Genomic DNA, 15,655 nt, shown 5'->3' on the forward strand with positions numbered 1-15,655 from the left:
CAGCCGAGTCACCGTGACCGGCATCGAATTCAATTACCGCGAGGAATCTGTTTTGGCGATCCACCCGATCGATGCCACTATCGTTGTTGTGTACGTCGCAGCAATGATTGCTTTCGGCGTATGGCTTGGTCGCGGTCAAAAAAACTTGTCGGGTTACTTGTTGGGCAATCGAGACTTGCCTTGGTGGGCCATTTTAGGTTCGATCGTTGCCACGGAAACTAGCACAGCAACTTTCTTGAGTGTACCTGGGATCGCGTTCGCCCAAGACGGCGACATGCGGTTTTTGCAACTGGCGATCGGCTTTTTATTGGGCCGCGTCATCGTTTCGTACGTCTTCTTGCCTCGATATTTCGAGGGCAATCTGTACACGGCCTACGAAGTCTTGGATCGACGATTCGGCGGGGCCACCAAGCAAACAGCGTCGCTGTTGTTCTTGGTCACTCGGAACCTGGGCGATGGCCTGCGGCTGTTTTTGGCCGGGATCGCGCTGGAAAAGGTCCTTGGCATCGACCTGGTTCCCTGTATCGTCGTGATCGGGGTTGCCACGATCGTCTACACCTTTGTCGGCGGCATGAAGGCGGTGATCTGGAGCGACTGTATCCAGTTCGTTGTCTACATGATCGGCGGCATTTTGGCGTTTTGGATTTTGGTTGGATCGTTCGATGGTGGTTGGGATCGGTATCTGGAATTTGGCAGCCAGACGGGGCGATTCGACGTCCTGGATTTTCGGTGGCGAACCACGGATACGTTTTTCCTGCTGAATGATCCCTATACGTTTTGGGCTGGATTGGTCGGCGGGATCGTGTTGACTTTGGGGACCCATGGCACCGACCAAATGATGGTGCAGCGGTATTTGTGTGCACGCAACCAACGGGATGCTTCGCGAGCGTTGATCGCCAGCGGATTTGTCGTGCTATGCCAGTTCGCTTTGTTTTTGGCGTTGGGTGTCGCGCTTGCGTTGTTCTACACCGACGTTCAACCACAAACCTTTGAACGCGGCGACGAAGTCTTTGCTGCCTTTATCGTCGATCATCTGCCGATGGGGCTGCTGGGACTGACGCTGGCGGCTGTTTTCTCCGCTGCGATGTCGACCCTGTCCAGTTCGCTGAACTCGTCGGCAACCGCAGCGGTCAACGACTTCTATGTTCCCTGGACCCGGAAAGGTCAGGGGAATGTGGATGATTCCGATTCCAGTGGATTGTTGAAAGTCAGTCGCCGGATGACGGTGTTCTTTGGTGTGCTTCAGATTATCATCGGCATCGGTGCCAGTTACCTTTCGACCAGTGTGGTTGGGGATGCGTTGGCCATCGCCGGGTTTACCGCAGGGATCCTATTGGGCATTTTTGCGTTGGGGATCTTCACGACGCGGGCCAACCAACGCGGTGCTTTGTTTGGCATGCTGGCAGGGATTCTGGTGCTGACGTCGATCAAGTTTGGTACTTCCGTTGCGTGGCCTTGGTTTGCTGTCGCAGGATCGTTCACTACGTTCACGGTTGGCTACGCGGCGAGTTGCTTGTTGCCTGTGTCACCTATCAAGGACCCCCGATGAATTTCATTTTCTTGCGTATCGTTCCTGCCGTTTGCTTGCTGGTTCTTGGGGGATCCGTCGGACGGTCCCAAGAACAGGGCAGGGGCGTGGGCGAATCGTCATCCGCAGCGGCCGAAACCAAATTGGCCAATCGGTCCAACGTGTTGGCCGGGATCGATGTGCTGCAGCGAGATGACTTTGACGTTTTGGCGGGCCAGAAAGTTGCGTTGATCACCAACCAGACCGGCATCACTCGCACGGGCGATTCGACCGTTTCGATTTTGTTCGAATCCGATAACGTCGATCTGGTCGCGCTGTTCAGCCCCGAGCATGGGTTCGCCGGTACTCTGGATCAAGCGAACATTGATGATGGCCGTGATGCAACCACCGGGTTGAAGGTCCACAGTCTGTACGGCAAGACTCGCGTGCCGACCCCCGAGATGCTGGCAGGTGTCGACACGCTGGTGTTTGACATCCAGGACATCGGTACCCGGTTCTATACCTACATCTCGACGATGGGCAGCGCGATGAAGGCCGCCGGACAGCAGGGAGTGCGATTCGTCGTCTTGGATCGGCCCAACCCGATTGGCGGGATCGATGTTCAAGGTCCCGTGTTGGATGCTGGCAGTGAATCCTTCGTCGGGTTCCATCCGATTGCCGTGCGGCATGGGATGACCGTGGGCGAATTGGCACGCATGTTCCAAGCCGAGATGAAGATCGATGTCGACTTGGTGGTCGTGCCAGTGGAACGTTGGGATCGCGGTCAAATGCTGGACGATACCGGGCGTTTGTGGGTCAACCCGTCGCCGAATATGCGGAACCTGAACCAAGCCCTGCTGTATCCCGGTGTTGGGTTATGGGAGATGACCAACGTTTCCGTCGGACGCGGAACGGACATCCCGTTCGAGATCATCGGTGCCTCGTGGATCGATCCGATCGCGTTTGCCGATCGATTGAATTTGGCTGGATTGGCGGGCGTGCGTTTCATGCCGTTGATGTTCGTTCCCGAATCCAGTCAGTACGCAGACCAGCGATGTGGTGGCGTTCAAATTTTGATCACCAATCGATCCCAAGTCGATCCGCTGCGGCTAGGCATGACCTTGGCGACGTCGCTGCACGCGATGTATCCCGAACAGTGGGATACGTCGAAACTGAATCGTTTGCTGTCTGATCAGAAAACCGCCGACGGAATCTTGGCCGGCGCCAGCGCCGATGAATTGATTGCAGGCTATCAAGAAGAACTGGGATCGTTTCTGCAACGCCGCGCCAAATACCTGATCTATCCCGATGTGGACGCCGAATGAACCCTGTGATTGGTAGCCCTACGGAATCGAACTCGGTTCCCATCGAAATGGGAATTGATCGATGGGTTCACCAGCGGCCGGATTGTCTCCGCAAGGCTGATCTTGGATTGCTGATGAACCGCGCGTCGGTGGATCGTGAACTGCGATTCAGTTGCGATGTGGTTGCCCAGTCGATGCCGGGGCAATTGAAGGCCTTGTTCACTCCACAGCACGGGTTGTGGGGTGACGCGCAGGCGAACATGGTGGAAACGGATCATGGTTGGCACCACGGGTTGGGCGTTCCCATCTATAGCTTGTACAGCGAAACGCGGCGGCCCACGGCCGAAATGTTGGCTGGCATCGATTGTCTGATCGTCGATCTGCAGGATGTGGGGACCCGAGTCTATACCTACTTTTGGACTCTGTTGGAATGCTTGCGTGCCTGTGCCGATGCGGGGGTGTCGATCGTGGTTTTGGATCGTCCCAATCCAATCGGTGGCGTTGTCGTCGAAGGACCGCTGCTTGATGAATCGTGTTTCAGTTTTGTCGGTGGCGCGACGATCCCGATGCGTCATGGTTTGACCATTGGCGAGGCGGCTGTCTGGTTTCGATCGGAGTTTGCGATCGACGTCGAACTGCATGTGGTGACGATGGAAGGGTGGTCACCCAATGCGTTCTACCAAGACCTTGGTCGTCACTGGATTCCGCCATCGCCCAACTTGCCAACAGCAGAATCGGCGTTGGTGTATCCCGGTCAAGTCTTGTTGGAAGGCACCAACTTGTCGGAAGGTCGCGGAACCACGACGCCCTTTGAAATCATCGGGGCACCGTTCGTGGATCCGGAAGTGTTGCTTGCCGCGATTCCTACGGATGCGTTGCCCGGTGTGCGGTTTCTGCCGCTGTATTTCCGACCGACGTTCGATAAATGGGCAGGGCAAACCTGCGGTGGGGTGTCGATGCATGTCACTGACCGACAACGGTTTCGTTCGTATCGAACAAGCGTCCAGTTGATCCTAGCGATCCAGCGACTTTGGCCAGGTGACTTTCGATGGCTGCCGCCGCCCTACGAATACGAAACACGGCTGCCGCCGATCGATATCATCAGTGGTGGTGACCAACTGCGGCTTGCCACGGCATCCGCCGAATCGATCGATGCATTGTGTCAGGTGGACGAACAGGCCTGGAATGATCGCGTGCAGGGTTTTTATCTGTACAGCCGCAGCTAATTGGCGAATCAGGCCTTCGCCGATGGGCTCTGGTGGTCAGAGGCTTTGCATCACTTGTGTCGAAAAGGGACGAGGAATTCAAATGAACCGCTCCAGCAATCTAAAAACGCCGTTTCTGTACGGGTTGATCGGATCTGTCCTGCTGGGGGCCGTGCTGGGGATCATCGCGGTGCTCCGCAATACCTGGCACTGGTTCGAAGTCCAGGTGATGCTGACCACGGTTATCGTTGCGGTTTCAAGCCTGTGTGGATTGGCCTGTGATTCGTTTCGGACACCGAAGGGAATGAACCTGATGCCCAAGGCGGGACTCGCCTTCGTTGGCATGGCAGCGGCGCTGCTGTTGACCGGTGTGTGGGGCGAAGTCGATTCGGAAGAGTATTGGAAAGCAACCATTTGTGTTTGCATCATCGCCGTCGCCATCGTGCATGTTGGACTACTGTCGATCGCCAAGTTGGCGTCACGGTTTCAGTGGGTCTATCTGGTCGGCAGCCAGATTATCTTCGGGTTTGCGTTGCTGCTTTGCGCGACGGTGATCGGTCAGATTGAATCATCCGAAGTTTGGCGATTGATCGCGGCATTGTCGATCGTTGTTGCTGCAATCAGTTTGGTGATCCCCATCCTGCATCGGATCAGTCGCATGGGATCCCGTGGAGATACGCTGCAGAGTCCCGTTGTGGATCGGAACTTGGCATCGATTGACGACGAGATCGGTCGGCTGCAGATTCGGATTGCCGAGTTGCAGCGATTGAAAGAAACCATGACAAGCTGAGGCTTGCCATCCCCCGTCAGGGCCCGTTGTCGTCGATTCCACGGTCCGCTCGGATCGCTGAAACAAGCTGGTCGGACGGACTGATCGGGGCTAAAATCAATCGCCGTTTCGTGAGCTGTGATCGCGTGAGCGGCCGGGCATTTTCTGTTGCCTGTTCTTCGTTGCCTGATGGTCAGCGGCTCACGATCGCCGTAGAGGTTTCGGCTCAATCAGCAGACCGCAAACGCCAAACGGCTAAACGCCAGATGGTTAAACGTATGAACGAATCCTGGCTATCTGCTTCCTTCGATAACCCCCCTTGGATCGCTGATGAATCCTCCACTGTCCTGGATCGTTTTCGTATTGTTGTTTGCCAGCGTCGTTGGGACACGCCATGTTTCGGGGGCCGATAAACCCAACGTGGTTCTGATTCTTGCAGACGATATGGGGTTGGGAGATTTTGCAAGCCACAACGGTGGCCTCAATCGCACGCCTTCGCTGGACCGGCTAGCGGACCAAAGCGTTTGGTTCCAGCACGCTTACTCTGCTGCTCCCGTCTGTGCTCCGGCCCGGGCCAGTTTGTTGACCGGACGCTATCCTCATCGGACCGGGGTGGTGACTTTGAACCAGAGTCTGTATCCCCAATTGACTCAGATGCGAAGCGACGAGATCACGCTGGCCAATCTGTTTCAGGATAGCGGCTATGTGACGGGGCTGATCGGGAAGTGGCACTGCGGGATCGCAAAGGAATATCAGCCCCTGTCTCGCGGCTTCGATGAATTCGAGGGCTTTTTCGACTACAAGGATGTACCTAGCTATTTCGATTACAAGCTGCGAATTCAGGACCAACAACAGCCGGCAAGCGACCAGTACCTGACCCGGGATCTATCGGCGCGAGCGATTCAGTTCGTTCGCCGGCATCAACAGCATCCGTTCTTTCTGCACTTGGCTCACTACGCGCCCCATCGTCCATTGGGGGCCCCCAAGGATCGCGTTGCCCCGTACTTGGACAAAGGGTTTGATCGCGACACGGCCACGGTGTACGCCATGATCGAAATCATGGACGAAGGCATTGGCCAGTTGCTTGATGAACTGGATCGGTTGAATCTCAGCGAGAACACCATTGTCATCTTTGCCAGTGATAACGGTCCCGATCCGGTCGTGGCCCCGCGGTTCAACCACGAACTGCGAGGGACGAAGTACACGGTGTACGAAGGAGGCATTCGAGTACCGTTTTTGGTCCGATGGCCGGGCCAGTTCGCTGCGGGCAAACGCAGCGAGTTGATTCACTTTGTGGACGTGCTGCCGACGTTGGTGGATCTGTGTCGCTTAGAAAGACCGTCGGGTCTGCAGTTGGACGGCACCAGTTTGGCCGGACTGTTGAAGGGGGATGCAGACGACGGGGCGTTCCCCAAGCAACGGTTCTGGCAATGGAATCGCAAAGAACCGCTGTTCACGCACAACGCGGCCGTGCGTGAAGGTGAATGGAAATTGGTGCGTCCCTTTGTGACACGCGGAATCCCCAAGGGGCCGTCCAAACAGTCGCCCGCTCTGTACCGGATATCGACGGATCCGACCGAGTCCCAGGATGTATCCGATCAGCATCCCGATCGGACCGCGCGGATGAATGCCGCTCTGGACGCGTGGGGAACCGAAGTGGAACGAGATCGCACTCGGCCGCTGTTGAACCCCGCATCTGATTCCGCGGATTGAACGCCGATGGTGAATCGTGATCGGCTGCGGTCCCGTTGATCACGGCGCCCGTTGATCGCGGCGTCCATTGAACCAGCTTGGTCGGGATCGCATCGCCGACGTGGTAACCGACACCCCACAGGCTGCCTTGATTCACCGAGGACTTTGCGATTGCAACATCGTTTTGTCCGCCGGGACGTTGGGGGTTACAGTTGGTTGGTCGCATAGAAGTGCATCATGCTGTAATACATGACCGCGGCGGTGGTGGCGCTCAACAGGATCACGATGCCGCCCACTCGGCGTGTCCGTTTGATTTGCCACCACATCAGCAGTCCGGTCACGCCCCAGGTGACCATTGCGATCGCCATGGCATCGATGAACAGCGACCAGAATCGGCGTCCGTTCCAATGGGGAGGTTGTCCGTGAGATGTGTGCAGTCGCACAAAGAAGGCTCGCGGCGAGTACCCGTCGTCACCGGTGAACCGAGTGATGTCGACGTGTCCATCCCGCAGCACGTAGGTCACTCGCACCGGTTCGCCATCGACGCTGGCCAGAAAGTTCAGCTTGGTCCATCCCAGCGGTTCCGGCTTGCCGCTCGCCGTGATCCCCGCACGTTCCAAAACAGCGGACGCCGACTGCTGGGCAAGCTGAAATGGATCGGGAGTGATGTCGATGTTTTTGACATCACGGAGCAGCGGTTCCAGGGGTTCCGAGGTTTTGTAATGCGTGGCCACCCACGCGGACTTGTCGCCCGGATCGAAATGGACCGCGTGTTTGGCACCCGACCCGTTGAACTGCAGAACCAATTCGTTGCTGTACTGGGGCGTATGGCTGGTGTCCAGTTCGATCTTTGCGTCGGGGGATGCTTGTTGTATCGCGTCGACGACCTGCTGAGCCATTTCGGTTTGCGATGGAAGATTCGCCCAGGCCGTATCGGTCAACTGATCCGCTGGCACCGGCGCGATACCCATTTCGGGCAGCAGACCATTGTGGTTCAGCATCGCTCCGGTAATTCCGTACAAGAAGACCCAGGGCAGCAGGAACAGGCCGATATACAGGTGAATTCGGCGCAGCAGCATCAGGATCCGTCCACGGGCTTTGCGTGGGCGGCGAGTCGCGGGGGTGGGGTTCGTGTTCATTCGTGTTTCGATCGATAGCGTCGTCTGGATCGCGTGGCGGCAGACTCAAGTTGCCACTTCCGTATGTTGTATCCCGGTTGGACGTTCGGGTTTGTCACTGCGTTCGTAGTACCGGCTTTAGCCGGATTTTTTTGGCGACGCGGCGCTGCTAGGCGGGCCCGCTTCCGCTTGAAGAGAGCGTTCCGTTTAGCCGTGGAGCGGCGGCAGCTTTTTGCCGCGGGGCGTGCCCCACGGTTCACGATCACAGACGCAATCTTGACCTTCTCGGCCGGGCCGCCTGAGGGCGGCCCGGCCGAGAAGATCATTGGGGGATGCCACGTCCGGTGGCCAGAGGCCACCGTCATGATGCTTTCGCCTCTCCGAGGCTTTCATAAACTGGACGCTCTCTCCAGCCGGTGTTTCTCGGCGACGCGGTGCCGCTAGGCGGGCCCGCTTCCGCTTGAAGAGAGCGTTCCGTTTAGCCGCGGAGCGGCGGCAGCTTTTTGCCGTGGGGCGTGCCCCACGGTTCACGATGACAGACGCAATCTTGCTCTTCTCGGCCGGGCCGCTTGAGGGCGGCCCGGCCGAGAAGATCATTGGGGGACGCCATATCCGGTGGCCAGAGGCCACCGTCATGATGCTTTCGCCTCTCCGAGGCTGTCGCAAACTGGACGCTCTCTTCAGCCGGCGTTTCTCGGCGACGCGGCACTGCTAGGCGGGCCCGCTTCCGCCTGAAGAGAGCGTTCCGTTTAGCCGCGGAGCGGCGGCAGCTTTTTGCCGTGGGGCGTGCCCCGCGGTTCACGATGACAGACGCAATCTTGATCTTCTCGGCCGGGCCGCCTGAGGGCGGCCCGGCCGAGAAGAGCATTGGAGGACGCCATGTCCGGTGGCCAGAGGCCACCGTCATGATGCTTTCGCCTCTCCGAGGCTGTCGCAAACTGGACGCTCTCTTCAGCCGGCGTTTCCTTCGCTACGCGGTGCAGATATCAGGCCCCGTTTCTGCCTGAAGGCGGTACTACGAACAGAGCCAGTGCATTGCGTTGCGACTGACGACTATCTGCACAGGTGCGGCCAAATCCAACTTCGGTTCCCTGGCAAGACGCCTGGCCACCGTCTTACCCACCCAGTGTGCCGCCACCGCCCAGAGCCTGATAGGCTTTGACCGTTGCTGCCAATTGCTCCTGTTTGGTTTCAATCAGGATCATCTTGGATTCCATCATGTCACGCTGGGACAGCAGCACGTCCAGGTATTCGCCGCGAGCATTTTGGAACAGCTTGGTGGCGCTGTCGACGGAACCTTCCAATGACGCCAATTGTTGCTTCTTGATCTCGATGCTCTTGCCGTAGTTGTCCACTTTGGCCATGTAGTTGATGACTTCGGTGAACGCGTTCAGGACCGTGCGTTGGTAGTTGTAGACGACCTGAATCTGTTTGGCGTTCGCGCTGCGGTAGTCGGCCTTGATCGCTTTCTTGTTGATCAGCGGTGCCACTAGGTCACCGGCAACGTTGTAGATCAACGATTCCGGTGTCGAGAACAGATACTTGGCATCAAAGGCTCGGTAGCCGACGCCAGCGTTCAACGCCAGCGATGGATAGAAGCGGGCGCGTGCGACCTTGATGTCCAAGCCAGCGGCCCCCAGTTCACGTTCGGCTTGCCGGATATCCGATCGATTCTGAAGCAGTTGGGATGGCACGCCGATGCTAAGTGCGTGCAGGTTCAGATCGATGTACTCCACATTGGTCCGGTCCACGCGTTGAGGATAACGACCAAGCAAAAAGTTGATTCGGTTTTCGGCTTCGACGATTTGCTGTTGGATGATCAGCTTCTCGCTCTCGTTCTTGTGAACCTCGGCTTGGAAACGTTGAACGGCCAGTTCGGTTCCGCGAGCCTGTTCCTTCATCGCCTTGGCGGTTTCCAAGCTCTTCTGCTGAAGTTCGATCGTCGTATCGAGCGTTGCCAATTGGTTGTCCAGTGCCAACAGTTCGTAGTAGTTCTCGGCAACTTCGGCGACCATGCGAGTGACGACATAGTTTTGTCCGTCACGTGTGCCGAGGTAGCGCAAGCATGCAGCGTCTTTGGCGTTGCGCAGCTTTCGCCAGATGTCGAGTTCCCACCGCAGATTGGTGGCGACCAAGAAATCCGGCAGCGGTTCGGGGAAGGCCTGGCCAGGGCGAACTTCCAGTTGGTCTTCGACCGCACCTTCACGCGTGTATTGACCTGGCTTTTCGATTCCCGCGCCAGCTCCGAACGTCACGAACGGGAGGTATTCCCCGCTGCGAGCCTGAACTTCGTTGTTGGCGATCTGGATCTCTTGAGCCAAGATCCGCAGCTCTTGGTTGCCGACGATGGCTTGATCGATCAGACCCGCCAACATCGGATCTTCAAAGAATTCGTACCAGCCCATGTGAGCCGAGTTCTCTAGACTGTCGAACTCATTGGAATCCTCGGCGGTCGTCGCCTCGCCTTCCAGGTTGGTGGTCCCGTGGAAACTCTCCGGCCGCGCGGCCGCCGGTGAAGCACGACGTAGCTGGGGAATGGAGCACGCCGGCAGAATCAACAGCAAGCTCGAAACGATTGCACTCGATAGAAGGCGATGGAGTCGCGCTCCGTTTGGGCGATTCACTAATGGGGACATGCGTCTATTCCTTGACGTCCTGGTCCAGGATCTACAGCTCCTGGTGCCGACCACTTCCGTGTGGGTCAAACCTGTCACTACCGGTCGTTCGTAACCAGGCTGCCCATGATCCGACAAGTCATCCTGACTGGTCGTGTGGAGTGATCGACGGTGGTTGCACTGGTCTCGTATCGCTGGCGGTCGGTGAACCGGTGAAATGAACTTCACCACGCCACTTTCGTCACGCAAACGATCGATTCTGTTCCTCCCATCGTCGGTTCAGCTGGCTAGCCTTTATCCCTAGCGGCAATAAATATCGCAAAATGCGCATCGCCCGCAGACTGTGCATTTTGACTATTGCGCATGCGGAAACTTGGCGGAAAACTCCGTCAAATGTAGCCGTGGAGGCGAGGACGACCGGGGAATGCTAGCATTGCTGGTCGATTGGGCGCCGCAGGTTCAGGCTTCGTGCGGGGGCTGGGATCCGTGTGGGAGTGGGGATCCGTGTGGGAGTGGGGATTCGTGGGGAAGTTGGGCGTGGTGTTCGAGTCGCTCGCTGAGCGGTTGGTCGGTGTGGTCTTTCAGCAGTTTCTTGCCGTCGGCTAGCTTCGCGAACATGTAATAGAGTCCCGGAATCACCAGGACGCCGATCAGGGTACCGACCAGCATCCCGCCGGCTGCGGTCGTGCCGATCGTGCGGTTGCCGATCGCGCCGGCGCCGGTAGCACGGACCAGGGGAATCATTCCCACGATGAACGCGAACGAGGTCATCAGAATCGGACGGAATCGCAATCGTCCGCCCTCGATGGCCGCATCCATGATCGATAGCCCGTCATGGTGTCGCTGGACGGCAAACTCGATGATCAAAATCGCGTTCTTGCCGAGCAGACCGACCAGCATGACCAGCCCGATTTGGCAATAAACATCGTTCGACAATCCCATCAACTTCAGCATCCCAAAGGCGCCAAAGATCCCAACCGGCAAGGACGTGATCACAGCCAGTGGCAACAGGAAACTTTCGTACTGGCCCACCAAAACCATGTACACAAAGATCACCACGATCAAAAAGATATAGACCGCCGTATTCCCCGCGTTGGCTTCGTCATAAGCCAGTCCTCGCCAATCGATGTCGAACCCGTTGGGCAACGTTTCGGCAGCAACTTCTTTGATCGCCGCAATGGCTTCGCCGCTGCTGTAACCTTTGGCCGGTGCGCCTTGGATGGGTGCGGTCGGGTAAAGGTTGTAGCGACTGATTTCGTTCAGCCCCTGCTTCTTGACGATCTTCATGAACGCCGAGTACGGAACCATTTCGCCGTCTTCGTTCTTGACGAACATATTGTCCAAGTCCTCGGGATACCTCCGGAACTCGGGTGCCGCTTGAACATAGACTTTATAGAACTGGCCAAACCGAACGAATCCTTGTTCCCAGGTGCTGCCGACAACGATGGAAAGGTTGTCCATCGCATCGCGAATCGAGACACCTTTCTGCATGGCAACATCGTTGTCGATAACGATTTCGTATTGCGGATAGTTGGCGGCAAAAAACGTAAACAGACCTTTCAGTTCTTTGCGTTTCCCCAAGGCTGCCATGAACTTGTCGGTTTCTTCGCCCAGCGCGACGTAGTCGCCACTGTTGGTCTTGTCCAACAAGTTCACCGAGAATCCGCCGGCCGCACCGAACCCCGGAACCGCGGGTGGTTCAAAAAATTCCAGCTTCACGTTGGCGATGTCGGTTCCGCGCTGCTCCAGTTCTTCGATGATCTGTTTCGACGTCAGATCACGATCCGCCCAACTCTTCAGGTTGATGATGCAGGTTCCGGCATTGGATCCCCGGCCTTCGGTCAACACTTCGTAGCCAGCGATCGATGACACCGACGTGATCTCGTCCATCTCTTCGCAGATCGCCTGCAGTTCGTGACACTTGGCGTTGGTGTATTCCAGGGTCGATCCCGGAGGCGTCTGTACGATCCCATAGATCATGCCCTGGTCCTCCAGCGGAATGAATCCAGTGGGAAGCACTTTCGTGACGGCCAGGATGCCATAGACAAATCCGCCGATGACCAACATGGTCAGCAGGCGCCGCGGGACGATCCGCTTTAGCATCGCTGCGTAACCGCCTGTTACTTTTTCAACCCCGATGTCGAACTGGTGCAGAAACATTCTCAGTGGCCCGCGTTTCTTAGGACCGCCATCGCTACCCGAGAAGGTTGCTCGCAGTGTCAGAATCGCCATCAACGTGACAGAGCCGACCATTGCCCACATTCTGTTTTTCGTCAGTTCAAATTGCTCGGACACCAATTCGTCAACGAATTCATTGTGCAGCAGATAGTAGGCACCGGCGCCGACGCAAAGACCTAGGACCACCGTCAACAGCCCATGCAGGATGAATGCGGACTTGCCGGCGTACTTGTCCAGAAATCGATTGACGAATCCGACCAACCCACGCTGTGGGGCATGGTCGTCGTGCGGCTTTAGAATCATCGCGCACAACACGGGTGTCAGCGTCAGTGCGACCACGCCCGAGATGACGATGGACATCGCCATGGTCAACGCAAACTGGCGATAGAACACGCCGACCGGACCGGTCATGAACGTCACCGGGATGAACACGGCTGTCATCACCAAGGTGATCGCAATGATCGCCCCGCTGATTTCGTGCATGACCTCTTGGGTCGCCTTGTACGGGCTTCGATGTTTGGTGTGCATCTTTTCGTGGACCGCTTCGACCACCACGATCGCGTCGTCGACCACCACCCCGATCGCCAACACCAATGCGAACAGAGTGATCAGGTTGATCGACATGCCGAACATCAGCATGAAAAAGAATGTCCCGATCAGCGACACCGGAACCGCTAGTGTGGGGATCAAAGTACTGCGGACGTCACCGAGGAACAGAAAGACGACCAAGGAAACCAGGATGAAGGCTTCGAACAATGTATGCAGCACTTTCTCGATCGACGCGTCCAGGAAGTTCGAAACGTCGTAGGTGACGGCGTAGTCCATCCCCGGTGGGAAGGACTCTTCTTTGATGTCTTGGATCTTTTCTTTGACCCGTTCGATCACGTCCGCGGCGTTGGATCCGGGGGTCTGTTTCAGCACGATCGCAGCCGATGGCAATCCGTCGATGTCCGAGTACAGGTCATAAAAAGATGAACCGAGTGAAACGTTCGCGACATCGCCGAGACGCAGGATCTGGCCTTCGGAATTGGCCCGCAAGATGATCTTGCTGTATTCTTCCGGCGTCTTGTAGCGTCCCACCCAAGTCAGCACGTATTCCAGCGTTTGGGAAGTGGTGCCGGTTGCCTGGCCCAAGCGTCCGGGCGATCCGATCATGCTCTGGTCGTTCAAGGCTTCCATGACGTCTTCTGCGTCCAGTTCGTAGGCACGCATGCGGTCCAGTTTCAGTTCGACTCGCATGGCGTACGAACGGTTGCCCAAAATGCTGGCTCGACCGACGCCGGGAATCCGTTTGATCTCGTTCAGCACGTTGACGGTGGCGTAGTTGTATAAAAAGTTTTGATCCATCTCGGGATCGTTGCTGAAGATGTTCACGTACATCAGCATGCTGGTCATGTTCTGCATCACGATGATGCCCTCCCGCTCGACGATCGGCGGCAGGTTGTTCTTGACCATCTGGACTCGGTTGTTGACGTTCATCACGGCAACGTTGGGGTCCGTGCCGGGTTCGAAAACGATTTGGATCGTTCCTTCACCTGCACTGGTCGCGTCGCCCATCATGTATCGCATGTTGGGGACACCGTTGATGGCTTGTTCCAGAATCACCATCGTCGAATCGATCAAGATTTTGGCACTGGCTCCCGGATACGAAACCGAGACACGCACGCTGGGCGGTGCGACGGTGGGGAACTGTGAAATGGGCAGCGTGCTGATCGCCAATCCGCCCATGAACAGGATCAGCAGCGACAGAACGATGGCCAGTGCTGGCCGGTGCAGGATTTTCGCGAACATGGATCAGATCGACGCTTGGGCGGGTACGGATTTTGATGGGTCGAACGACACCTGGATGATGTGGTTCGCGTATGCCAGCGGTGCTGGCCGCAGGTTTTGCTGCGGAATCGCGGTCGCTTCGATCAGCGTTATTCCGCGTGGTACTTCAGGTGGGCAAGCACGTCCTGGGGCGCTTCGTATTCGTATTCCACTTTCTCGCCGTCACGTACCTGACGAATACCTTCGAGCACGATTTTGTCGCTCGGATGAAGACCTTCTTTGATCAGGAAAATGTCGTCCTGTTCGCTCTGGATGACGATCTCGCGTTGATGCACGATGTTGTCATCGTCGACGACGTAAGCGTATTTCTTGGCCAGGATTTCGAAGGTCGCTCGCTGCGGAATCACCACGGCGCCTTTCGCGACGCGGCTAAGCAGCACGGTGCCGGTCTGGCCATGTCGCAGCAGACGCTGCGGGTTTGGGAAGTCGCCGCGAAATGCGATGTTCCCGGTTTCGTTATTGAAATCTGCTTCGACCGCACCGATCTTGCCGGCATAGGGAAACTTGTTCCCGTCGGCCAGCATCAGTTCGACTTTGACATCGTCCTTGTTCGGGTCCGCTTCGTAGGCCAGGTATCGGGCTTCGGGGACATTGAAATAGACCCACATCGTGCTGTTGTCCGACAACGTCGTCAGCACGTCACCTTCGGCGATCAGGCTTCCCAGTTGTTCGTGTTGTTTGTCGACAATGCCACCGAACGGTGCTTTGATGGTGGCAAAGTCCAGTTCGGCCTGGGTCAGTTTGACTTGGGCTAGAACCTTCGCAAGTTTCGCGTTGGCTAGGGCGACTTCGGGTTGCGAAACGATGTTCTGCTGAAACAGTTTTTGAGTGTTTTGAAGTTCGATTTGTGCCAACTGCGCCTCGGCCAACTCCGCATCCAGCCTGGCTTGATAGAGCGTGGGTAGGATCTGGAAGATCACATCGCCCTTGTTGACCGTTTGTCCTTCCTGGACCGCGATTTTTTCGAGGTATCCGCCCTCCAACGCACGAACTTCGATGTGTCGCCATGAATGGATTTGGCTGACGTAGGGTTGGGTGGTGACAACATCCTTGGCCAACGGGTTGGTGACGACAATCTTGTGCAACGCGTGTTCGCCACTCTCGTGCGCTGCGCCTTCATGTTGGCTACCGGCATGCTCACCACCGTCATGACCGTGGTCGCCGTGCGCCTCGGCACTGTGTTCGCCATCGCCATGCTTTGGATCGCCGTGTTGTGCAATCTCATGTGCTTCGGCGGTGCTGCTGAAATACTGTTCTTTCAGCACGGACGCCTGATCACATGCGGGCAACAGAACGGAACCGATCAGAACGATGACCAGCGTTGGTAGCGGTAGGGGTTTCATGATGTGACTGCTTCTCTATTGGGACTGTGGCAACCGTGGCGTGGCCGCAGTGATGGTTGACTCGAAAGTGCTTGCTGATTTCCGTGGCACCGTT

Annotated in this window: 9 protein-coding genes; 5 read left to right on the top strand and 4 right to left on the bottom strand. The window is 56.9% G+C overall.

The window, feature by feature from the left end; all coding sequences use genetic code 11:
• The first annotated feature begins 13 nt into the window (after positions 1 to 13).
• The 5 genes from K227x_RS01085 to K227x_RS01105 all read left to right on the top strand — a co-directional run bounded on the left by K227x_RS01085 (position 14) and on the right by K227x_RS01105 (position 6,498).
• Complete coding sequence (locus K227x_RS01085) at positions 14 to 1,549, top strand: sodium:solute symporter (protein ID WP_246146418.1); 1,536 nt, start codon at positions 14 to 16, stop codon at positions 1,547 to 1,549.
• Positions 1,546 to 2,832 carry an exo-beta-N-acetylmuramidase NamZ family protein gene (locus tag K227x_RS01090; RefSeq protein ID WP_145167683.1) on the top strand — a complete coding sequence of 429 codons (1,287 nt, stop codon included), beginning with the start codon at positions 1,546 to 1,548 and terminating at the stop codon, positions 2,830 to 2,832. The genes K227x_RS01085 and K227x_RS01090 overlap by 4 nt, the downstream gene beginning before the upstream one ends.
• Positions 2,829 to 4,037 carry an exo-beta-N-acetylmuramidase NamZ family protein gene (locus K227x_RS01095; protein WP_145167684.1) on the top strand — a complete coding sequence of 403 codons (1,209 nt, stop codon included), beginning with the start codon at positions 2,829 to 2,831 and terminating at the stop codon, positions 4,035 to 4,037. Before K227x_RS01090 ends, K227x_RS01095 begins: the two co-directional genes overlap by 4 nt.
• 82 nt (positions 4,038 to 4,119) lie before the next feature.
• Positions 4,120 to 4,806, top strand: a complete 687-nt coding sequence (locus K227x_RS01100; protein ID WP_145167685.1) for a hypothetical protein — start codon at positions 4,120 to 4,122, stop codon at positions 4,804 to 4,806.
• Between the two features lie 309 nt (positions 4,807 to 5,115).
• Positions 5,116 to 6,498, top strand: coding sequence for an arylsulfatase (locus tag K227x_RS01105; RefSeq protein ID WP_145167686.1), 1,383 nt, complete (start codon positions 5,116 to 5,118; stop codon positions 6,496 to 6,498).
• A 185-nt stretch (positions 6,499 to 6,683) separates the two neighbouring features.
• Here the strand turns inward: K227x_RS01105 and K227x_RS01110 are convergent, their stop codons facing one another.
• The 4 genes from K227x_RS01110 to K227x_RS01125 form a co-directional block, all read right to left on the bottom strand.
• Complete coding sequence (locus K227x_RS01110; protein ID WP_145167687.1) at positions 6,684 to 7,616, bottom strand: PepSY domain-containing protein; 933 nt, start codon at positions 7,614 to 7,616, stop codon at positions 6,684 to 6,686.
• A gap of 1,094 nt (positions 7,617 to 8,710) precedes the next feature.
• On the bottom strand, positions 8,711 to 10,159 hold the full coding sequence (locus K227x_RS01115) for a TolC family protein (RefSeq protein ID WP_246146419.1): 1,449 nt from the start codon (positions 10,157 to 10,159) through the stop codon (positions 8,711 to 8,713).
• Positions 10,160 to 10,669: 510 nt separating this feature from the next.
• Complete coding sequence (locus tag K227x_RS01120; protein WP_145167689.1) at positions 10,670 to 14,179, bottom strand: efflux RND transporter permease subunit; 3,510 nt, start codon at positions 14,177 to 14,179, stop codon at positions 10,670 to 10,672.
• A 128-nt stretch (positions 14,180 to 14,307) separates the two neighbouring features.
• On the bottom strand, positions 14,308 to 15,561 hold the full coding sequence (locus tag K227x_RS01125; RefSeq protein WP_145167690.1) for an efflux RND transporter periplasmic adaptor subunit: 1,254 nt from the start codon (positions 15,559 to 15,561) through the stop codon (positions 14,308 to 14,310).
• Between the last annotated feature and the right edge of the window lie 94 nt (positions 15,562 to 15,655).

The organism is Rubripirellula lacrimiformis (assembly GCF_007741535.1).
Lineage (GTDB): Bacteria > Planctomycetota > Planctomycetia > Pirellulales > Pirellulaceae > Rubripirellula > Rubripirellula lacrimiformis.